The sequence below is a fragment of the Streptomyces sp. NPDC040718 genome, assembly GCF_055593565.1.
The window spans coordinates 117,618-138,333 of record NZ_JBVIXO010000012.1; the positions used below are offsets into that span (position 1 = coordinate 117,618).

Annotated in this window: 20 protein-coding genes; 11 read left to right on the forward strand and 9 right to left on the reverse strand. The window is 73.4% G+C overall.

Translation table 11 applies throughout. The annotated features are described in order from the left end of the window. Nucleotide 1 precedes the first annotated feature (1 nt). Nucleotides 2-1,306, reverse strand: a complete 1,305-nt coding sequence (locus tag ACZ597_RS26755; protein WP_471334955.1) for an extracellular solute-binding protein — start codon at nucleotides 1,304-1,306, stop codon at nucleotides 2-4. Between the two features lie 210 nt (nucleotides 1,307-1,516). On the opposite strand from ACZ597_RS26755, the gene ACZ597_RS26760 reads away from it, so the two are divergent. The 3 genes from ACZ597_RS26760 (at nucleotide 1,517) to ACZ597_RS26770 (ending at nucleotide 4,630) form a co-directional block, all read left to right on the forward strand. Continuing rightward, the gene (locus ACZ597_RS26760; protein WP_471335186.1) at nucleotides 1,517-2,449 is read left to right on the forward strand and encodes an ROK family protein; all 933 of its coding nucleotides are present in this window, start codon (nucleotides 1,517-1,519) and stop codon (nucleotides 2,447-2,449) included. Further along, the gene (gene nagA, locus ACZ597_RS26765; RefSeq protein WP_471334958.1) at nucleotides 2,449-3,600 is read left to right on the forward strand and encodes an N-acetylglucosamine-6-phosphate deacetylase; all 1,152 of its coding nucleotides are present in this window, start codon (nucleotides 2,449-2,451) and stop codon (nucleotides 3,598-3,600) included. The genes ACZ597_RS26760 and nagA overlap by 1 nt, the downstream gene beginning before the upstream one ends. Before the next feature lie 103 nt (nucleotides 3,601-3,703). Continuing rightward, entirely contained in the window at nucleotides 3,704-4,630 is a 927-nt protein-coding gene (locus tag ACZ597_RS26770) for a 1-phosphofructokinase family hexose kinase (protein WP_471334961.1), read from the forward strand. A gap of 70 nt (nucleotides 4,631-4,700) precedes the next feature. Here the strand turns inward: ACZ597_RS26770 and ACZ597_RS26775 are convergent, their stop codons facing one another. Next, a complete protein-coding gene (locus ACZ597_RS26775) occupies nucleotides 4,701-5,729 on the reverse strand; it encodes a CBM35 domain-containing protein (RefSeq protein WP_471334964.1) in 1,029 nt (342 codons plus the stop codon). 68 nt (nucleotides 5,730-5,797) lie between these two features. Then, nucleotides 5,798-7,531 (reverse strand): diguanylate cyclase CdgB, encoded by a 1,734-nt coding sequence (cdgB, locus tag ACZ597_RS26780; RefSeq protein WP_471334967.1) that lies wholly within the window; start codon nucleotides 7,529-7,531, stop codon nucleotides 5,798-5,800. A gap of 303 nt (nucleotides 7,532-7,834) precedes the next feature. Between cdgB and ACZ597_RS26785 the strand changes: the two genes are divergently transcribed. Further along, entirely contained in the window at nucleotides 7,835-8,407 is a 573-nt protein-coding gene (locus tag ACZ597_RS26785; protein ID WP_471334970.1) for a flavin reductase family protein, read from the forward strand. A gap of 5 nt (nucleotides 8,408-8,412) precedes the next feature. Here ACZ597_RS26785 and arfB read toward each other — a convergent pair whose 3' ends face one another. Next, nucleotides 8,413-8,838, reverse strand: coding sequence for an alternative ribosome rescue aminoacyl-tRNA hydrolase ArfB (gene arfB / locus ACZ597_RS26790; protein ID WP_471334973.1), 426 nt, complete (start codon nucleotides 8,836-8,838; stop codon nucleotides 8,413-8,415). Between the two features lie 144 nt (nucleotides 8,839-8,982). Between arfB and ACZ597_RS26795 the strand changes: the two genes are divergently transcribed. Beyond that, entirely contained in the window at nucleotides 8,983-9,558 is a 576-nt protein-coding gene (locus ACZ597_RS26795) for a TerD family protein (RefSeq protein WP_471334975.1), read from the forward strand. Nucleotides 9,559-9,692: 134 nt separating this feature from the next. Here the strand turns inward: ACZ597_RS26795 and ACZ597_RS26800 are convergent, their stop codons facing one another. The 4 genes from ACZ597_RS26800 to ACZ597_RS26815 form a co-directional block, all read right to left on the reverse strand. Beyond that, on the reverse strand, nucleotides 9,693-11,033 hold the full coding sequence (locus ACZ597_RS26800; RefSeq protein ID WP_471334978.1) for a serine/threonine-protein kinase: 1,341 nt from the start codon (nucleotides 11,031-11,033) through the stop codon (nucleotides 9,693-9,695). After that, on the reverse strand, nucleotides 11,030-11,734 hold the full coding sequence (locus ACZ597_RS26805) for a serine/threonine protein kinase (protein WP_471334981.1): 705 nt from the start codon (nucleotides 11,732-11,734) through the stop codon (nucleotides 11,030-11,032). Before ACZ597_RS26805 ends, ACZ597_RS26800 begins: the two co-directional genes overlap by 4 nt. Nucleotides 11,735-11,812: 78 nt before the next feature. Further along, a complete protein-coding gene (locus ACZ597_RS26810) occupies nucleotides 11,813-13,216 on the reverse strand; it encodes a M1 family metallopeptidase (protein ID WP_471334983.1) in 1,404 nt (467 codons plus the stop codon). Nucleotides 13,217-13,245: 29 nt separating this feature from the next. Further along, a complete protein-coding gene (locus tag ACZ597_RS26815) occupies nucleotides 13,246-13,776 on the reverse strand; it encodes a GlcG/HbpS family heme-binding protein (RefSeq protein ID WP_471334986.1) in 531 nt (176 codons plus the stop codon). A 472-nt stretch (nucleotides 13,777-14,248) separates the two neighbouring features. Between ACZ597_RS26815 and ACZ597_RS26820 the strand changes: the two genes are divergently transcribed. Together ACZ597_RS26820 and ACZ597_RS26825 are read left to right on the forward strand one after the other, a co-directional pair. Then, nucleotides 14,249-15,403, forward strand: coding sequence for a sensor histidine kinase (locus tag ACZ597_RS26820; protein WP_471335189.1), 1,155 nt, complete (start codon nucleotides 14,249-14,251; stop codon nucleotides 15,401-15,403). After that, a complete protein-coding gene (locus ACZ597_RS26825; RefSeq protein ID WP_267033560.1) occupies nucleotides 15,400-16,023 on the forward strand; it encodes a response regulator in 624 nt (207 codons plus the stop codon). The genes ACZ597_RS26820 and ACZ597_RS26825 overlap by 4 nt, the downstream gene beginning before the upstream one ends. Here ACZ597_RS26825 and ACZ597_RS26830 read toward each other — a convergent pair. Then, entirely contained in the window at nucleotides 16,020-16,754 is a 735-nt protein-coding gene (locus ACZ597_RS26830) for a GbsR/MarR family transcriptional regulator (RefSeq protein ID WP_471335192.1), read from the reverse strand. The two genes, ACZ597_RS26825 and ACZ597_RS26830, sit on opposite strands and share 4 nt — an antisense overlap. 229 nt (nucleotides 16,755-16,983) lie before the next feature. Between ACZ597_RS26830 and ACZ597_RS26835 the strand changes: the two genes are divergently transcribed. From ACZ597_RS26835 to ACZ597_RS26850, 4 genes are all read left to right on the forward strand, one after another. Continuing rightward, nucleotides 16,984-18,210: a serine hydrolase domain-containing protein gene (locus ACZ597_RS26835; protein WP_471334990.1), complete on the forward strand. Its 1,227-nt coding sequence runs from the start codon at nucleotides 16,984-16,986 to the stop codon at nucleotides 18,208-18,210. A 176-nt stretch (nucleotides 18,211-18,386) separates the two neighbouring features. Then, nucleotides 18,387-19,472, forward strand: a complete 1,086-nt coding sequence (locus ACZ597_RS26840) for a M4 family metallopeptidase (protein WP_471334993.1) — start codon at nucleotides 18,387-18,389, stop codon at nucleotides 19,470-19,472. 72 nt (nucleotides 19,473-19,544) lie between these two features. Further along, nucleotides 19,545-20,048, forward strand: a complete 504-nt coding sequence (locus ACZ597_RS26845) for a hypothetical protein (RefSeq protein WP_471334995.1) — start codon at nucleotides 19,545-19,547, stop codon at nucleotides 20,046-20,048. Nucleotides 20,049-20,143: 95 nt separating this feature from the next. Then, nucleotides 20,144-20,668, forward strand: a complete 525-nt coding sequence (locus ACZ597_RS26850) for a hypothetical protein (protein ID WP_471334998.1) — start codon at nucleotides 20,144-20,146, stop codon at nucleotides 20,666-20,668. The last annotated feature ends 48 nt before the right edge of the window (nucleotides 20,669-20,716 follow it).

The window sequence follows — 20,716 nt, forward strand, 5'->3', positions numbered from 1 at the left end:
GTCAGCGCTCCCCGTCCGCCTTGCGGGCGTCCACGGCTATCTTCTCCAGGACCTTCGCGGGCTGTCCGCCGGGGGCGACGGCCTTGCCGATGTTCTGCTTGACGTCCTCGCTGACCCCGGCCCAGGACTTCTTGCCGACGGGGTAGAGCCGGGCGTTCGGCAGGGCGGTCAGGAAGGTCCGCAGCTGTGCGGCCGAGCCGCCGGTGCTGCCGGCCATGGCCCGGTAGCCACTGGTGGTGACGGGCAGGAGGTCGTACTGGTTGGTGAAGGTGGTCACGTTCTTCGCGGAAAAGAGGTGGTCCAGGAACTTCCCGGACTCCTTCTTGTGGCCGTTCTTGAATGCCATGACCCAGTCGGCGACGCCCATGGTGGAGTGGTCGGTGCCGTCGACGGTGGGCATGGCGACCATGCCGAACTTCACGCCCTTGCCGGCGGCCTGCTTGAGCAGGGTGGGGTGGCCGTTGAGCATGCCGACCTCGCCGCGGGTGAAGGCGTCGAAGGCGGTCTGGCGGTCGAGCTTGCCCGGTTCGACGGGGCCGGTGAGCTGCTGGCCGACCATCTTGTCGCGGAGGAACTCCAGCGACTTGACGTTCTCCGGGGAGTCGATCGAGTACGCCTCCTCGTTGTCGGTGTAGCCGCCGCCGCCGGCGAGCAGCCACATCATCGTCTCGGCCTGGGCCTCTTCGCGGCCGAGGGGCAGTGCGAAGGGGGTCGGGACGTTGGCGCCCTTGAGCTTCTTGGCGGCGGCCTCGATGTCCGCCCAGCTCTTGGGCTGCCAGGGGGTGTTGCCGTCCTTGGGGATGATCCCGGCGTCGCCGAGGAGCTTGGTGTTGTAGAAGAGCAGCCGGGTGCTGGCCACGAACGGCATCCCGTACTGGACCCGCTTGACCTTGCCCGCGTCGGCGAGGGGGGCGAGGAAGTCGGCTTCGGTGGTGACGGAGAGCAGCTCGTCGGCGGTGTAGAGCTTGCCGGCCTCGGCGTAGTCGGCGTAGGCGCCGATCTGCGCGATGTCGGGGGCCTTGCCGGCCTTGACCATCGCGGCGACCTTGGCGTCGACCTCCGACCAGGAGTAGACGCTGACCTCGACGTGGACGCCGGGGTTGTCCTTCTCGAAGGAGGTGGCGAGGTTCTTCCAGTAGCCGGCGGAGGAGTTCTGCGGATTGTCCCCGTAGTCGGCCGCCACGACCCGCAGGGTCACCTCGTTGTCCCCGGTGAGGCCGGACACGGTTCCACAGCCCGCCAGCGTCGCCACGGTCAGGCACAGTGCGGCGCCGGTCGCGGCCGGCCTCAGGTAACGGCCCTTCACAGTTCTTGATCCACCCCAGGTTGTACGTACGATCCGACGTAAGGTCTACACCACTTTGGCGGCTCCTCCACATCCGGAACGGGGCTTGTCGCGGACTGTGTCCGGACCGTGTCCGGAACGGCGTCCGGATTTGTATGGCTGCTCAACAATCCCCTCCAATGGACTAGACCTTTCCCCGCCGAGCACGCGAGACTGTCTGCTGTGAAACCCGTGAAACACGTCATCGCCCTCGATGTGGGCGGCACCGGGATCAAGGCCGCCCTCATCGGGGCGGACGGCACCCTGCTGCACGAGGCACGCCGCGCCACCGGCCGCGAGCGGGGCCCCGAAGCCGTCGTCGAGACGATCCTGGACTTCGCCGCCGAGCTCCTCGACCTCGGCCGCGAGCGCTTCGCCGTGCCCGCCTCGGCCGCCGGCGTCGCCGTCCCCGGCATCGTCGACGCCGAGCGCGGCATCGCCGTGTACGCGGCGAACCTGGGCTGGCGGGACGTACCGATGCGCGAGCTGCTCACCGCCCGCCTCGGCGGGATCCCGGTCGCCCTCGGCCACGACGTCCGCACGGGCGGACTCGCCGAGGGACGCATCGGCGCGGGCCTCGGCGCCGAACGCTTCCTCTTCGTCCCGCTCGGCACCGGCATCGCCGGGGCCATCGGCATCGCCGGCCGCATCGAGGCCGGCGCCCACGGCTACGCGGGCGAGATCGGGCACATCGTGGTCCGCCCCGGCGGCCCCTCCTGCGGCTGCGGCCAGCACGGCTGCCTGGAGACCCTCGCCTCCGCCTCCGCCGTCAGCCGCGCCTGGGCCGCCGCCTCCGGCGACCCCGAGGCCGACGCCGCCGACTGCGCCAAGGCCGTCGAATCCGGCGACGCGGCCGCCCGCGAGGTCTGGCTGACCGCCATCGGCGCCCTCGCCGACGGCCTCGTCACCGCGATCACCCTGCTGGACCCGAGCACGCTGATCATCGGTGGCGGGCTCGCCGAGGCGGGGGAAACCTTGTTCACACCACTGAGGACGGCCGTCGAGGAGCGCGTGACGTTCCAGCGGCTGCCCGAGATCGTTCCGGCTGCCCTCGGGGACACCGCCGGATGCCTGGGCGCAGGGCTGCTCGCCTGGGACCTACTCGCCACGGAGGTACCTGCCTGATGTCCGGAAGCGCACACAGCACCGTTCTCTCCGGCGCGAGGGTGGTGCTGCCCACCGGGATCGTGGCGGGCGGCCGCGTCATCGTCGAGGGCGCCCGCGTCGCGGGCAGCGCCCCCGAGGACGCGACGGTCGTCGACCTGTCCGGGCACTGGATCGTCCCCGGCTTCGTGGACATGCACAACCACGGAGGCGGCGGCGCCTCCTTCACCTCCGGCACCGCCGAGGAGGTCCTCAAGGGCGTACGCACCCACCGCGAGCACGGCACCACCACCCTCGTCGCCTCCACCGTCACCGGTGACCTCGACGAACTCGCCCGCCGCGCCGGACTGCTCGCCGAGCTCACCCAGCAGGGCGAGATCGCCGGCATCCACTTCGAGGGCCCCTTCATCAACCCCTGCCGCAAGGGCGCCCACAAGGCCGACCTGCTGCGCGACCCCGACCCGGCCGAGGTCCGCAAGCTGGTCGACGCCGCGCACGGCGCCGCCCGCATGGTCACCCTCGCCACCGAACTCCCCGGCGGGCTGGACTCCGTACGGCTGCTGGCCGAGCACGGGGTCATCGCCGCGATCGGCCACACCGACTCCACGTACGACCAGACCCGCCAGGCCATCGACGCCGGCGCGACCGTCGCCACCCACCTGTACAACGCCATGCCCGGCCTGGAGCACCGCGCGCCCGGCCCGATCGCCGCACTGTTGGAGGACGAGCGGGTCACCGTCGAGCTGATCAACGACGGCACCCACCTGCACCCGGCGATGCTGGAACTTGCCTTCCACCACGCGGGCGCGCACCGCGTCGCGCTGATCACCGACGCCATGGACGCGGCCGGCTTCGGCGACGGCACCTACCACCTCGGCCCGCTGGAGGTGGAGGTCAAGGACGGCGTCGCCCGGCTCGTCGAGGGCGGCTCCATCGCGGGCTCCACGCTGACCCTGGACACCGCGTTCAAGCGGTCGGTGACGGTGGACCGGCTGCCCGTCGAGTCCGTGGTCCAGGCGATCTCGGCCAACCCGGCCAAGCTGCTCGGCCTCTACGACGAGGTCGGCTCGCTGGAGCCCGGCAAGTACGCCGACCTGGTGGTCCTCGACGCCGCGTTCGACGTCAAGGGCGTCATGCGGCGCGGCGAATGGATCGTCAGCCCGCTGGGCTGAACCGGCCTTTCGACCGGCACGAACGGGGCGGCCCGCCCACGGGGCTGGGCTGGCCGCCCTCGATTTGGCATGATCCCGGCACACACCAAGACCGGGGCTGGCCATGATCCTCACCGTGACGCTCAACACCGCGCTCGACGTCACCCACCGGGTGCCGCGAATGCTGCCGCACACCTCCCACCGGGTCACCGGTGTCACCGAACGCGCGGGCGGCAAGGGCCTGAACGTGGCCCGGGTGCTCGGCGCGCTCGGCGAGGAGGTCACGGCGACGGGCTTCGCGGGCGGCCCCGCCGGCCAGACCGTACGCGAACTCCTCGCCGGCGCCCCCGGAGTGGCCGACGCCCTCGTCCCCTGCGCGGGCACCACCCGCCGGACCCTGGCCGTCGTCGACGAGAGCACCGGCGACACCACCCAGTTCAACGAGCCCGGCCCGCAGATCTCCGCCGCCGAATGGGCCGCCTTCCTGGAGCGGTACGCCGAACTCCTCACCGGCGCCCGGGCGGTGGCCCTGTGCGGCAGCCTGCCCCCGGGCGTGCCGGTCGGCGCGTACGCGGTCCTCGTGCGGGCGGCCCGCGCCGCCGGGCTGCCCGTGCTGCTCGACACCAGCGGCGAGGCCCTGCGCCGCGGGGTCGCCGCCCGGCCGGACATCATCAAGCCGAACGCGGCCGAACTGGCGGAGCTGACCGGCGCCCGCGACCCGCTCCCCGCCACCCGTGACGCCCGCCGCCGGGGCGCCCAGGCGGTGGTGACCTCTCTCGGCCCTGCCGGGCTGCTCGCCGCCACCCCCGACGGAACCTGGCAGGCGGCCCCGCCCCGCCCGCTGCGCGGGAACCCCACCGGTGCGGGCGACTCGGCGGTGGCGGGCCTGCTCTCCGCCCTGACCCGGGGCCTGGACTGGCCCGAGCGCCTGGCCCGTGCGGTGGCCCTCTCCGCGGCCACCGTGCACGCCCCGACGGCGGGGGACTTCGACCCGCGCACGTACGAGGAGATCGCCCCGCAGATCAGGGCCGTGCCGCTGCCCGCCCCGTAGGCGCGGGGGAACGGCCGAGGGGGAGACGCACCCGGTGCGTCTCCCCCTCGCGTCCGTCTCCGGCCGGCCGTCAGCCCTTGGCCCAGCCCGCGCTGAGGCGCAGCTGATCGAATATGGCATCGCACTGGTTGCCGGCCTCGCACGAGATCTTCATCGTGTTCGTGCCCTTCTTGAGGGTGACGAAGGCGTAGGTCCGGGTCCAGCCCTTGTCCCAGGCGCCCGCATCGGCCTTGGAGAAGTTGGCCAGGTTCAGGGACTGCGTGGGGGTCTGCCCGTTGATCGTCAGCGTGACCTTCGCGTCCTTGCCCGGCACCGCGTAGTTGACGTTCAGCGTGTAGTCGCCGGCTTCGGGCAGCTCGGCCGTCCAGGTCAGCGCGGCGCCCGTCTGGTTGAAGTTGCCGACGTACTGGCCGCCCGAGCTCTTGGAGCCGGGGACGCTGTTCTGAAGGGCCGCTCCGCCGGTGAGGGCCATGCCCGCGCCGGCGGCCTCGCCCTTGGGCAGCGGGGCCTTGGAGGGCTCCGCCGAAGTGCTCGGCTCCGGCTCGGACTTCTTCGAGGGCGCCGCCGACTGGGCCTGGCCCGTCGCCTGGTTCTTGTCGCCCTTGTCCTTGTCCTTGCCGAAGACCACGGCCGCGCCGATGCCGATGCCGACGGCCGCCACCACCGCGACCGCCGCGATGAGCAGGCCCCGGCGGCTGGAGCCGCCGCCGCGGCCGCCGCCACGGGGCGGCACGGGACGGACTTGCGCCGTCTGCGCGGACGGCTGCTGCGGGACGCCGTAGCCGTTCGCCTGGAGGGCTTCGGGGGCCTGGTACTGGGCCTGGTAGGCCTGCGGGGGCTGCTGCTGCGGAACGGCGCCGCGCTGGCCGCCGTACGTCCGTTCGCCGACCGTGCGCACCTGGTTGTACGAGGTCCGGGGGACGCCGGGCTGCGCGCCGGGCTGTCCGCCGGCCGTCGGGCCGGGGTAGCCGTATCCGCCGCCCTGACCGGGCGGGGTGGCTCCGGCGGCCTGGCCGTCCGCGTAGAGATAGCCGAACGGGTCATCGTCCCCGGGCTGGTTCGCCCCACCGTGCGGGCCGTTGTTCGCGGGCGTCGTCATCGCAGGTCACTCCTTTCGACCCACGGGAGCCTACCCCGAACACGTGCGCACACGGGTGGCCGATCGGATCAGCCGGCCCGGCGGTGGGCCTTGGAGCGGGACCGCTTCTCGATGTACATCCGCTGGTCGGCCGAGCGCAGCACCTCGTCCGCGGACATCCCGCAGCTGGCCCAGCCGATGCCGAAACTCGCGCCCACGCGCACCGCGCGGCCGTCGACGCGGATCGGCGGGATGATCGCGTTGCGCAGCCGCACGGCGAGGTCGGCGGCGTCGGCGGCGCCGAGTCCGTCGGCGAGGACGACGAATTCGTCACCACCCAGCCGGGCGACGGTGTCACCGTCCCTGACGCACGTCGTCAGGCGACGGGCCACCTCGATGAGGACGGCGTCGCCGGTGTGGTGGCCGAACCGGTCGTTGATCGACTTGAAGCCGTCGAGGTCGCAGAAGAGCACCGCGAGCCCCTTCGTGCCGTCGTCGACGTCCGAGGCGGGCGCCACGGTGTGCACGTGGTGGTCGTACGGGCCGTCGGGGCCGCCCGGGAAGGCGCCGGGGAAGTCCGGGGCGTCGCCGGCCTGCCCGGCGGCGGGGAAGCCGCCGTCGTACCCGTGGGGCTGTCCGTGGGGCCGGCCGTCGGGTGGAAAGCCGTGCTCGCCGGCACCACCCGCCTCGGGGCGGCCCTCGTACGCCGCGTCCAGGGCCTCGACCGCGCTGGCCCGTACGGACTGGGGGCGGCGGCACAGGCGCGCGCCGAGCCGGGAACGCAGTTCGGCGCTGTTGGGCAGGCCGGTGAGGGAGTCGTGGCTGGCCCGGTGCGCGAGCTGGAGCTCGTGCCGCTTGCGCTCCTCGATGTCCTCGACGTGCGTGAGCAGGAAGCGGGGGCCGTCGGCGGCGTCGGCGACCACCGAGTTGCGCAGCGAGACCCACACGTACGTGCCGTCGCGCCGCCCGAGGCGCAGTTCGGCGCGGCCGCCTTCGGCGGAGGTGCGCAGCAGGGTGCCGATGTCCTCGGGGTGGACGAGGTCGGAGAAGGAGTAGCGGCGCAGCACTGAGGCGGGCCGGCCCAGCAGGCGGCACAGGGCGTCGTTGGTGCGCAGCAGCCGGCCGTGCTGGTCGCCGCCCATCTCGGCGATGGCCATGCCGCTGGGCGCGTACTCGAAGGCCTGCCGGAACGACTCTTCGCTGGCCCGCAGCGCCTGCTGCTCGCGCTCCAGCCGGACGAGGGCCCGCTGCATGTTCGCGCGCAGCCTCGCGTTGCTGATCGCAATGGCGGCCTGGAAGGCGTACATCTGGAGCGCTTCACGCCCCCATGCGCCGGGGCGGCGCCCGTTGCGCGGTCTGTCCACCGAAACGACACCCAGAAGTTCCCCGCCGGTCGCGTACATGGGGGCGTAGAGCCGGTCCTCCGGGTGCCACTCGTCCAGGAAGCGCGGATCGGGGCCGTCGGTGTGCCACTGGGGGACGTCGTCCTCCATCAGGACCCAGCCCTCGGTGTGCGGGATGAAGCGCAGGCCGTCCCAGTCCTCGCCCATGGTCAGGCGGCGCTCCCAGGCGGCGCGGGAGCCGACCCGGCCGGTGATCAGGGCTTCGGCGGCGGGGTCGCCCGCGAATGCGGCGACGACGAGATCCCCGTCAGGGCGTACGAGGTTGACACAGGCGAGTTCGTAGCCGAGGCCCCTGACGATGCCGTCCACGACGGTCTGCAGGGTGTCCGCCAGGCTCCGGGCCGTGTTGAGCTCGGCCACCACCTGGTGCAGCTGCCGCAGGGTCGCAAGACGGACGTACGGCTCCGACTCGGTCTCCATTGCTCGCTCTCCCCGAGACCTCGACAGCAACTCCAGGTTTGTCATCGGCGTTTCGTTGCGGTGTCCCGTCCACTGAATCACAGTGAGCTGTGCGCCAGGTACACAGGGTCAACAAATCTTGCCCTCTGTGACTCAAGTCACATGAGATGAACAAGGGCGTGCTGAGAGGCGGGTACGGAGTGGGAGCGCTCCCTCTCCTTCCCGGGAGCAAACGATACGCCGGGGCCTAGGACGAGGGGCGGGGACGCGGCTCGGGCCAGGGCCCGATGTGCGCCGTGCGGACCCGGGACTAGCGTTCGGTACGTGCCCAAGACGATCTCCGTACACCCGGCCCCCGTGCTCACCACCCCCCATCCTGAGGGGGTGAGCAACGACGAGTTCCGGGCCGCCATGTCCCGGCTGGCGGCGGGCGTGTGCCTGATCACCGCGCACGAACCGCCCCTGAGCGCCGACGGACCGCGCGGCGAGGACGTCGGCATGACGGCCACCGCCTTCATGTCGGTCTCGCTGGACCCGCCGCTCGTCCTGGTCAGCGTGCGCGAGGGCTCCCGGATGGACGACCTGCTCGCCGAGCAGCCGCTGTGGGCGGTCTCCCTCCTCGCGGACAGCCAGCTCCAGGTCGCGGGCCGGTTCTCGATGAAGGGCCGGATCAGCGACCGGCTGCTGTTCGAGGGGCTGCCGTACGTGCGCGGCGCCGTGTCCGGCGCGCCGCTGCTGTCGGGCGCGCTGGCCACCCTGGAGTGCCGCACCGAGTCCCGCGTCACGGCGGGCGACCACACCCTCGTCGTCGGCCGCGTCCTGGGCGCCGCCCTGCCGGTCCCGGAGGCGCCGCCGCTCACGTACTTCCGCGGCCGCTACCGCCACTTGGCCCCGTAGACCGCCTACCAGTCGCGCGAGCTGCGGTTCCGCTTGGTCTCGCCGCGGGCCTTCTTCTCCCGCAGGCGCCGCTCGTTGATGCCCCGGGGGATCTTCGTCGCCCGGCGCGGCTTCGGCGGCGGGGCCGTGGCCTCCGCCAGCAGGGAGGCCAGCCGGACCAGCGCCATCTCCCGGTTGCGGAACTGCGAGCGGTGCTCGGAGGCCCGCACCGTCACCACCCCGTCGACCAGCCGGGACGCGAGCCGCTCCAGCGCCCGCTCCTTCCACACCTCCGGCAGCGCGCTGGTCGCCGCCAGGTCGAACAGCAGCTCGACGCGCGAGTCCGAGGTGTTGACGTGCTGCCCACCCGGCCCGGAGGAACGTGAGAACCGCCAGGCGAGCTCCGCCTCGGGGAGCACGACGGAACCGCGGATGACATGGGGACCAGGCATGGACCTATGATCGGCCCCCGCCCGCGCCGCCGTCACCCGCATTTCCGGGTCCTGGAACCTCCGCGCCCCCTCGCCGCGTTATGAAGGGCAGCGGTAACTTGACCCCACATCGCGGTCAAGCGTCGAGGAAGGACACCAGTCAAAATGGCAGTAAGCCTGTCCAAGGGCGGCAACGTCTCGCTCTCGAAGGAGGCCCCGGGCCTCAGCGCCGTCACGGTCGGCCTCGGCTGGGACGTCCGTACGACGACCGGTGTCGACTTCGACCTGGACGCCTCCGCCATCGCGGTCAACGCCACGGGCAAGGTCGTCTCCGACGGCCACTTCGTCTTCTTCAACAACAAGTCCACCCCGGACCAGACCATCGTCCACACCGGCGACAACCGCACCGGTGCGGGCTCCGGCGACGACGAGGCCATCAACGTCAACCTCGCCGGCCTCCCCGCCGACGTGGACAAGATCGTCTTCCCGGTCTCGATCTACGACGCCGAGGCCCGCAGCCAGAACTTCGGCCAGGTCCGCAACGCCTACATCCGCGTCGTGAACCAGGCCGGCGGCGCCGAGATCGCCCGCTACGACCTCTCCGAGGACGCGGCCACCGAGACCGCCATGGTCTTCGGCGAGCTCTACCGCAACGGCGCCGAGTGGAAGTTCCGCGCGGTCGGCCAGGGCTACGCCTCCGGCCTCGTCGGCATCGCCCAGGACTTCGGCGTCAACGTCTGACCCGGATCCGGCCCCCCGACGCGCCAGTCGGCCGGAACCCCCTGCCCGGACCCTTCCGGGCAGGGGGTCCCGCTACCGTCCGGCCCGTACCCCTCGAACCCCTCGCCCCCCGCCGGGCCCGGGACCGCGAGCCGTCAGCGGCACTCCGGGAGCTCCGGCTGCGACACGTGGCCGATGGCCGGGACGTAGGCGTGCCCCTTCGGCGCGTCCTGCACCCGGACCCGGTAGTAGCGCCGGCTCTCCAACCCCGTCTGGTCCGGATACCAGCGCCCGTCACGGACCTCGCACTCCGCCGTGAACACATCGCCCGGCCAGGCGGCCAGCGCCAGCTGGTTGCCGCTGCCCCGGAAGGCACGCGGGTCGATGACCAGCTCGGTGCGGCATTCCGGCGTCCGCAGGCTGAAGTGCGCGCACCCCTTGGGGACGCCCACGTAGACCGCGAGGGGCGGGTTCCCGTATGCCTCCACCCGGCCCGCACCCGCACCCGACGGCTCCGCCTCCCCCGTCCCCGCCCACGCCAGCACCGACGCCAGCGCCCCGGCCACCGCCGTCACCCGGCGTCTCGCCCGCCCCCTCCCCCGGCCGCCCGCGGTTCCGCCCGCCGCCGCTCGGACCCGCGGGATCAGGCTCTGCGCCGTGTGTGTGCCGCGCACCACCGGGTCCGCGCTGAGGCAGTCGGCGATCAGGGCGCTCCACCCCGGGGGCAGGCCGGCGGCGAGGCGCAGCGGGGAACGTCCCGCCGCGTACTCCACGACGGCCGCCGCCCGGGCCGCGGGGGTGGCCCCGGGGAAGGGCAGGGCACCGCCGCTGAGGAGCTGGTGGGCGGTCACCCCGAACGCCCACACGTCCGCGTCCGGCCGGGTCCGGACCCCCCGCTCGCCGAGCAGGGCCGCCCTGCGCTCGGGCGGCAGGTAGTCGGGGGAGCCCCACGGCGGCGCGTACCCGTGCGTCCCCTCCACCCGGGCGATCAGGCCGAAGTCGGCGACCCGTACCGAGCCGTCGCGGGCCAGGAGGATGTTGGCCGGTTTCAGATCGCCGTGCACCCAGCCCTCGGCGTGCAGGTGCGCCAGGGCGGTGATCACCTCGGTGAGCACGGCGCCCGCGTCCGGCAGTGGCAGGCCGGCGGCGAGGACGTCCCACAGGCTGCGTTCCGCCCGCTCCATGACCAGGACGACCGCGCCGTCGGCGGCGGGCAGCCCCGGGTCGTCGACGGTCAGCGTGTCGAAGATGCGGACGAGGTGCGGGTGCACCGCCTGGCGGCTGAACTCGGCCTCCCGCCGGGCGGTCGCGGCCAGCTCCCGGGCCTGCCGGGGCGCGAGGCCCTGCGTACCGAGGAACTTCAGGGCGACCTCGTCGCCCCCGGCTCCCCGGGCCGCGTACACGCTGCCCCAGCTGCCCGAGGCGATGTGACCGGTGACCTCCCAGCCGCCCACCCGGTAGCCGGCCGGCACCCCGTCCTCCTCCGTGCCCCTCACCGCCGCTGCCTGGCCGGCAGCACCGCCAGGTGCTCCTCGCGCACGAGCCCGAAGCGCAGGGCGAGGCTCACCACCAGCTCCCGCTTCCACTCCAGCCGGCCCCCGGCTTCCCCGGCGGGCTTCACGCGGAGCTTGCTGCGGGCGAGGTAGTCGATGTGGAAGCCCACCGCCTGCTCGCTCAGCCCCGCGAGCCGCTCGGCCACCTGCCGGGTCGTCGGGATCACGGTGGCCGACTGGTCCCGCAGCCTCGGCTCGCACAGGGCGACCAGCACCGCGAAGTACGTCGCCGTCTCGTCGAGGCTGAACGCCGCGACCGTGCCCTCCCCGTCCAGCTCCCCGGCCGTCTCGGCGTAGCTGTGCCCGGGCGCGTACACGTGGATGGCGAGACCGTCCGGCGACCGGGTCGGAAGGACCACCCGGGCGAACTCGAACGGCACCGGGGCGCCGATCCGGCGCGGGGCGACGCGGAAGTACTCGCCCGCCCCTTCCGGGTTCTCCACCAGCAGGCTCTGCCCGTACCCGAGGTTGCTCAGCCGCCAGTGGTCCTCGGCGGCGAGGATCTCGCCCGCCAGCCGCGGCACCGCCGGATCGTCGAGCGCCAGCCCCACCGGAACCCCGGGAGCACCCCGGCCGAACCGGACCGCCTCACCGGGCCCGAGTTCGAGCCGCCCGTGCTCCGTGTGCACCACCAGCCCCGACATGGACGGATCTTGGCACGGCCCGCGCAAGCGCGGCGTCAGCCGCGTCGCATACAGGCCACCTGCGCCCGGAGGCGCGGCCTACGCCTTGGGGCGGCCCTCCCCGTACAGCCACACGTCCCACACCTTCTTCAGGCGGTGGCCCGTACGCCGCTCCGCGTACGCCGTGAAGTCCGCGGTGCTCGCGTTCCCGTACCGGTGGTCGGCGGCCCAGCCGCGCAGCAGGTCGAAGAACTTCTCGTCACCCACCTCCTGCCGGATCCGGTGCAGGACCATCGCACCCCGGTAGTACACGGGCGAGTCGGAGACGTGATCGGCACCGGGCGGGGAGGCGGGCGGGAACGCGGCCCAGTCGCCGTCGGCCTGGTCGTCGACCGAGGTGTCACCCGCCAGGAACGCCCGGAACCGGCGCTCCGCGGAGATCCCGCCCCGGTCCTCGGACCACAGCCACTCCGCGTACGTGGCGAAGCCCTCGTTGAGCCACATGTCCTTCCAGGACTTCGGCGAGACCGAGTTCCCGAACCACTGGTGGGCCAGCTCGTGCAGCACGAGCTCCTCATTGGGCGCGCCCGGGTAGACGGGCTTGGTCTGCGTTTCCAGCGCGTACTCCAGGGTCTGCGCGGGCATCACGATCGAACCGGCGGTGCCGAAGGGGTACGGGCCGAACCTGGCGCTGCCCCACTCCACGATCTCCGGCAGCCGCTTCAGCGCCGCCTCGCTGCCCGCCGCCTCGCCGGGAGCGACGGCGTCGTACACCTCGACCCCCGAGGGGGTCCGCCCGGTGCTCACCTTGAACTTCCCGATGGCGACCGTCGCCAGGTAGCTCGCCATCGGCTCCGGGCTGTGCCAGGCGAACTCCGTCCGCCCGTCCCCCACCGCACGGCGGGAGCGCAACTGCCCGTTGGACACGGCCTCGTACCCGTCCGGGACGGTGATCGTCACGTCGTACGCGGCCTTGTCGCTCGGGTGGTGGTTGCCCGGGAACCAGCCCATCGACCCCACCGGCTCGCCGACGGCGACCGCACCGTCCCCGGTGGTGATCCAGCCCTCGTGCGACCCGTCCGGATCGACGACCGGCTTCGGCCGCCCGGAGTAGTGGACCGTCGTACGGAAGACCTCGCCCTTCCTCACGTCCTTGGCCGGGCGCACCGTCAGCTCGTTGCCGGTCCGGTTGTACCGCGCCCCCGCGCCCTGCACGTCCACGCCCTCGACCTTCAGCCCGCTCAGGTCGAGGTTGAAGGAGCTGAGCCCCTGCTCGGCGCGGGCGGTGATGACGGCCGTGCCGTGCAGCTGCCCGTCCGCGGGGGCGTAGGCGAGGTCCAGAGCGTAGTGCTCGACCTGGTAGCCGCCGTTGCCCGCCCGGGGGAAGAACGGATCGCGCAGCCCGGACGCACCGGGCCGCCCCTGCACCGTCGCGCCCGTACATCCCGTCGCGAGGACGAGCAGGGCGGTGACGGCGGGGACGGCCAGGCGCTTGAGTTCCACGCACCGAATCCTAAGGAGCGGAGCGGGCCTTACTTCTGCAGGGACTCCACGCCGGCCTTGGCGAACTTCTCGTCCAGGTCGCCGCTCGGGGCGCCGGCCACGCCGATGCCGGCGACCGGGGCGCCGCTCGACTGGACGGGGGCGCCGCCGCCGAGGAACAGGGTGCCGGGGATGTCCTTCAGGTTCGGGGCCTGGGCGAGGCGGCCGGCGAGGACGGAGGTCGGGGCGTTCCAGGACACGGCGGTGTAGGCCTTGCGCTGCGCCGACTCGTAGGACTGCGGGCCCGCACCGTCGCCGCGGAGGGTGACGATGGTGTTGCCGTTGCGGTCGACCACGGCGACGGTGACCTTCTGGTTCTCCTTCTCGGCGGCCTCCAGCGCGGCCTGCGCGGCGCGGGTGGCGGCACCGATGGTGAGGTGCGTGGAGGTGGTGAAGTTCTTGTCCGAGTCCTTCTTGGCCGGCGCGGCGGGGGTGGCGCTGGCGCTGACGGCGCCGAAGGTCCCGGCGCCGAGGACGACGGCGAGGGCGGTACCGGTGAGGACGCGGGTGCGGGTGTTCATTTCAGCTCCTGTTGGGTCGTCGGCTTGGCTCCCTCCAAGCCTCGCCCCGGGCACCGCCCCGACCCGTCCCCGTACCGGCTGGGCCCGGCGACCGCACCGGCTGACCCCGGGGTCAGCCGATCGGTCGATGCGGCGGGGCTGGCCGCCCGTTTACCTGGTCGGGGACCGCCGCTGCCCCGGCCGGGCGGGGGCGTTGCCGCTGCGCGGAGCCGGTCCCCTACCCGCCCTTCCACCGTTCCCCGGGCTGCGCCCGGACCCCTTGCGGGGGCTCCGCCCCCGCACCCCCGCGCCTCAAACGCCGGCGGGGCTGGATTTCGCGCGGCGAGATTCCAGCCCGCGCAGCGGCCCGCCCCACCCGCACACCGCCCGGCCAGGGCGAAGGCAGTATGGATACCACCGCCGCACCCCCAGGAGCCACGCCGTGACCCGGCACCCCGCGACCGCGCCCGACACCCGCACCCTCGCCACCGTCATGCACACGGCGTTCTTCCTCCTGCTCGGCGCATCGGTGGCCCGCTTCCTGCTCCGCCACCCCGGCGAACCCCGCACCCCCTGGGTGATCTCCCTCGGCGTCGCCCTCGCCCTGCTGTACGTCCTCGGCCCCGCCGTCGGCGTCACCCAGGCCGCCCACGCCACCGACCGGCACGCCCCCGCCCCCACCCTGCGCCGCAGGCTCTGGCTCGGCCTGGTCGTCGCGACCTGGGTGGTGCTCGTCGTCCTCGCGCCGAGCTTCGCCTGGTGCGCCGTACCGCTGTTCTTCACCGCCCTGCGCACCCTCCCCCCGCGTGCCGCCGTCGCCCTGGTCGCCGTACTCACCGTCTTCGTCGTCGCGGCGCAGATGAAGCTCTCCACCGCCTTCGACCCCAACCTCCTCCTGGCCCCGCCCGCCATCGCCGCCCTCGCGACGGCCGTCTTCGTCCACATGGAGCGCCAGGCCCGCGCCCAGCGCGCGCTGATCGACGACCTGATCCGCACCCGCCGGGAACTCGCCGCCACCGAACGCCGCGAAGGCACCCTCGCCGAACGGCAGCGGCTGTCCATGGAGATCCACGACACGCTGGCCCAGCACCTGTCCAGCCAGCAGATGCTGCTCCAGGCCGCCGACCGCACCTGGGACAGCGACCCGGCCACCGCCCGCGCGCACGTCCGTACCGCCAACGGCATCGCGGCCCGCGGCCTCGCCGAGGCCCGCCGCCTGGTCCACGACCTGGCGCCGCCCGAGCTGGACAACGGCGCCGGCCTCGCCGAGGCCCTGCGCGCCCTGGACGCCGGACCCGGCGTCGAGGTCCGGTTCCACCTGGAGGGCGTACCCGCCCCCCTCCCGGACCGCACCGAATCGGCCCTGCTGCGCATCGCCCAGGGCGCCCTGGCCAACGTCCGCGAGCACGCGCACGCGCACACCGCCGCCCTGACCCTCAGCTTCCTCGGCGACCAGGTGGTCCTGGACATCGCGGACGACGGCGCGGGCTTCACCGACGCCACCCCCGGAGGCGGTCCCGGCCGCGGTCACGGCCTTCCGGCCATACGCGCCCGCGTGCGCCAGCTCGGCGGCACCCTGACGGTCGAATCCACCCCCGGCGAGGGCACCGTCCTCTCCGCCTCAATCCCCCTGGAGCCCACGGGATGACGACGATCCTCCTCTGCGACGACCACGTGGTGGTCCGCGCCGGTCTCCTCGCGCTCCTCGGCAGCGAGCCGGACATCGAGGTGCTCGGCGAGGCGGGCAGCGGCGAGGAGGCGGTCGCGCTGGCCGCCAAGCTCCGGCCGGACGTGGTCCTGATGGACCTCCAGCTCGGCGAGGGCATCGACGGCGTCGAGGCCACCCGCCGCATCACGGCCCTCCCCCGGCCGCCGCACGTCCTGGTCCTCACCACGTACGACACGGACGCGGACATCACCCGGGCGATCGGCGCGGGCGCGACCGGCTACCTGCTGAAGGCGGAACGCCCCGAGGAGCTGTTCGCCGCCATCCACTCGGCGGCGGCCGGCCGCACCACGCTGTCCGCGCCCGTCGCCAGCCGGGTCATGGCCCACATGCGCGGTACGCGCCCCACCCTCACCGACCGCGAACTCGACATCCTGGGCCAGCTGGCCCGGGGCCTGGGCAACCGGGACATCGCCCGCGCGCTGTTCATCAGCGAGGCCACGGTCAAGACCCACCTGGGCCGCATCTACGACAAGCTCGGCGTCGACACCCGCGCGGGCGCGGTGGCGGTGGCCAAGGAACAGCGCCTGCTGCCCTCCTAGGGGGTGCCGCCGGCGGCGGCACGTTCGGCCAGCCTCCGCCGCCACTCCTCCATCGACCGCCGCAGGGACTCGTTCACGAGCGTGAGCAGCTCGGCGGAGGACTCGAAGCGCGCGCCCGCCGGAGTCGCGGCGCCGAGGATCTCGGCGCCGCGCTGCGACTCCGCCACCAGTACGTCGTTCATCTGCGCGGCCGCCAGCAGCGACCGCAGCCACAGCTCGTCGTCGATGGCGTAGCGCTCGCGGCGCGCGCCGGGCGGCCGTTCCCGCCGGAGCATCCCCTGCTGTTCGAGCCAGGTGACGGCGTGCGAGACGGACGCCGGGCTGACGTGGAGCCGCTCGACCAGCTCGGCGGCGGTGAGGGCGCCCGAGTCGGTGGTGTAGAGGCAGGCGAGCACCCTGGAGACCATCGGGGGCAGGCCCTGCTTGGCCAGCAGACCAGTGAAGGAGTCCGTAAACTCGCGCACCGCGTGCGGGTCGCGCCCCTGGCCGCCGTCCGCGGGCTGCGGCGCCGGGGGCCGCGCCGGCTGCCTGCGGCGGCGCGCACGGTCCCGGGTGGCGTCCTGCGCCCGCTCGGCCCCGTACTCCTCGGGCCCGCCGTTGCGGGTGACCTCCCGCATGACGGTCGAGGCGGGCCGCCCCAGCCGGCGGCCGATCTCCGTGTATCCGAGGCCTTCGGCCAGCCATGCGGCGATGTGCCGTCGGTCCTCGCCGGTGAGCCGTCCTCCGGGCATCGGCACCCGCCTCCCCTCCTCGACACGCGCAGTATGCATCCGCACCAACCCCATTGCAATCCACCCTCCGGCCACCCTTGCGTTCACCCCCACAGTCATTGCAATGCCAATCCCTCAACCCCCGATCCATTAGGTCAGTTAGGCCGCAAAGCTTCGTTGACGGATCCATAAACGCAATGTAGCTTCGAGCGAGTTCAGCAGTTCCCAAACACTCAGGGGGAGATCGACGATGGGACAGAGCAACGGATTCTCCGAGGCGGGCCTGCGCAGGATGCGCGACGTCCTGACCCGCCACGTCGACTCGGGGAAGATCCCCGGAGTCGTCGCCCTCGTCAGCCGCGGCGCCGAGACGCACGTCGAGGCGATCGGCACGACACACCACGACGGCGGCACACCGATGCGCCGCGACACGATCTTCCGGATGGCGTCCACGTCCAAGCCGGTCGCGATGGCCCCGGTGATGGCCCTCCTCGACGAGTGCGAGCTGCGCCTGGACGACCTCGTGCAGGAATGGCTGCCCGAGCTCGCCGACCGCCAGGTCCTGACCCGGCCCGACGCCCCGCTCGACGAGACCGTGCCGGCGAAGCGGCCGATCACCGTACGGGACCTGGTGACCTCCACCTTCGGCCTCGGCATCGACCTGTCGACCATCGGCTCGCCCATCCAGGTCGCCCTCCAGGAGAAGGCCGTCTTCAGCCAGGGCGTCGTCCCGGCGCCCGAGCAGGACGAGTGGATGCGCCGCCTCGGCGAGCTCCCGCTGATGTACCAGCCCGGCGAGCACTGGGGCTACCACCTCAGCCACGACGTGCTCGGCGTGCTCGTCTCCCGGGTCACGGGCAAGCCGTTCGAGGACGTCCTGCGCGACCGCGTCCTCGACCCGCTGGGCATGAAGGACACCGGCTTCCACGTCCCCGGCGACAAGCTCGACCGACTGCCCCCCTGCTACGCCCCCAACCCGATGACCGGCGAGTTCATGGTCTGGGACGAGGCCGAGGGCGGCCGCTACAGCCAGGCCCCGCAGTTCCAGTCCGGCGGCGGCGGCCTGGTCTCCACCGTCGACGACTACCACGCGTACTTCCGCATGCTCCTGAACCAGGGCACGCACGGGACCGAGCGGATCCTGTCCCGGCCCGCCGTCGAGCTGATGACCTCCAACTGCCTCACGGCCGAGCAGGAGAGCGCCCGCTCCGCCCTGGCCCGCGGCGCCGTCCACGTGTCCTTCGGCCAGGGCCAGCAGGGCGGCTGGGGCTTCGGCATGGCGGTCCGCACCTACCGCGGCGACTACGCGCCCGTCGGCCAGTTCGGCTGGGACGGCGGCACCGGCACCTCGGTCTACGCCGACCCGCACAACGAGCTCACCGGCATCCTCCTGATGCAGGTCGGCCTCTCCACCCCGGCCCCGGCCCGAGTGATCCACGACTTCTGGACCACGACCTACCAGGCCCTGGACAACTGACCCGGCCGTCCGGATCCGGGCCCCTGCCCCCGCCCGGCCAGGGCGGGGGCAGGGGCCCGGATCCGGACACTCCGCCCCGCTCTTCGGACAACCCCCCGCCGCACACCTGCCCCACCCCCCGCCCCCGATGGCACGCTCGGCCCCGCCGCCACCCCGGCAACCGCGAAGGAGCCCGCGTGTCACACCCCCACCGCCCCCGCCGCCGCCTCGCCCTCACCGCCGCCACCGCGGCCCTGCTCGGCGCGACCGCCCTCACGGCCACCACCCCCGCCACCGCAGCCAGCGCCGCAGCAACCGGCACCGGCCTCACCCAGTACTCCGGCACCGTCCCCCTCGGCACCACGTACACCGGCACCGCCTACCAGCTCCAGGACCCCACCCGCGGCGGCCAGCGCACCCTCGACGCCCTCAACCAGACCGGCAACCCCGGCGTCCCCTTCACCGACGCCGACAACACCTGGGGCGACGGCACCCCCGCCCACCGCCAGACGGCCGCCGCCGACGTCCACTACGCCACCGCCGTGACCTGGGACTTCTACAAGGCCGCCTTCAACCGCAACGGCGTCCGCGGCGACGGCGTCGGCACCACCTCCCGCGTCCACTACGGCACCGGCTTCGGCAACGCCTTCTGGAGCGACAGCTGCGCCTGCGTCACGTACGGCGACGGCACCACCCCCGGCCGCCCGCCGACCTCCCTCGACGTCGTCGGCCACGAACTGGCCCACGGCCTGACCGCCTCCACCGCCCGCCTCGGCTACAGCGGCGAGCCCGGCGCCCTCAACGAGGGCACCTCGGACATCCTCGCCACCGCCGGCGAGTTCTTCGCGGAGAACAAGGCGGACCCCGGCGACTACCTCCTCGGCGAACGCGTCTTCGACGGCCCGCCCCGCCGCATGGACCGCCCCAGCGCCGACGGCGTCTCCCGCGACTACTGGTCGCCCGACATCGCCGGCCTCGACCCGCACGCCGGCTCCGGCCCCGCCCGGCACTTCTACTACCTCCTCGCCGAAGGCAGCGGCCCCAAGGTCATCGACGGCGTCGCCTACGACTCCCCCACCCACGACGGCTCCAAGCTCCTCGGCATCGGCCGCGACAAGGCCACCCGCATCTGGTACCGGGCGCTGACCCTCCACATGCGCTCCACCACCAACTACGCCGGCGCCCGCGCCGCCACCCTCCGCGCCGCGGCCGACCTCTACGGCCCCTCCGCCCCCGAGACCGCCCGCGTCGCCGCCGCCTGGACCGCCGTCAACGTCCGCTGACCCCGGCCGCACCGGCCACCCCCGCACCGCCCCCCGCGCCGGGAGAGGCACACCCGTGACACCATCGGGAACGTGCTCGACATCGGCTACTCCCTCTCCCGGCGCTTCCCCGACCCCCCGCAGACCGACTACCGCTCCGCGGACGTCCACACCCTGCGGCACGACCTGTTCTGCGGCGACGTCTACCTCGCCGACACCGAAAAGGACACGGAAGTGTCCACAGCCTGGGGATGGGTACCCGTACTCGACTTCGCCTGGGCACTGTGCGACATCGTCGAACAGCTCGACGACGACCCCCGCGGCAGCCGCTCCGCCAACCGCCAGTACGCCGAACTCGACTTCACCGAGTCCGCCGACCGCATGCTCTTCGAACGCCGCTTCGGCTGGGTCGACATCGAAGCCGACTGGATGGCCCCCGAGGAAGAACCCCTCACCTTCGGCCACCGCCTGCTGCGCCGCGAAGCCCGCGACTTCCTCCACGACCTGATCGCCGACCTCGTCGACATGCACGAGGGCCTCGGCGACAACCCGGTCATCTGGACGCTCCAGTCCCGCTTCCCCCGCGTACCCGCCTGACCGGTACCCGCCGGAGCCGGCCCTCCCCCACCCGGGGGAGCCGGATCACCCCCGCGCCCGATCCCCGCCGGCCACCCCGCCGGAAGGCTGGACGCATGACTCCGCACACCACCGAACACCCCGTCCCCCACTGGGCCCGGACCACCGCCCGCCTGCTGCCGCTGCTCGCCCTGCCGGTGTGCCTGTGGCGGCTGCCCATCGGCTTCGGCTTCCTCATGGGAATGGACCTGCCCCCCACCACCCAGCCGGTGTGGGTCACCGTCCCCTACGTCCTCGCCCTCAGCCTGCTCTCCGAGGCCTTCGCCCTCCTCTGCTCCGGCCTCGTCCGCCCCTGGGGCGAGACCGTCCCCGCCTGGGTCCCCGTACTGCGCGGCAGGCGCGTCCCCCCGTACGCGGTCACCGTGCCCGCCGCCCTCGCGGGCATCGGCTTCACCCTGCTGCTCGTCGACTGGATCCTCTGCGCCTTCGACCTCGCCGGATTCTCCGACGTCCCCTACGCCAACGGCTGGTGGCGCGCCCTCGCCCTCGTCACCAGCGGCCTCTTCGTCCTCTGGGGCCCCCTGATCCTGGCCCTCACCTGCGCCTACCACCGGCGCCGCCGCCCCCGGCCGGCCCGCTGAACCGGCTCCGAACGCCACGCGGGCCGACCGGGGACGGTGTTGGATACC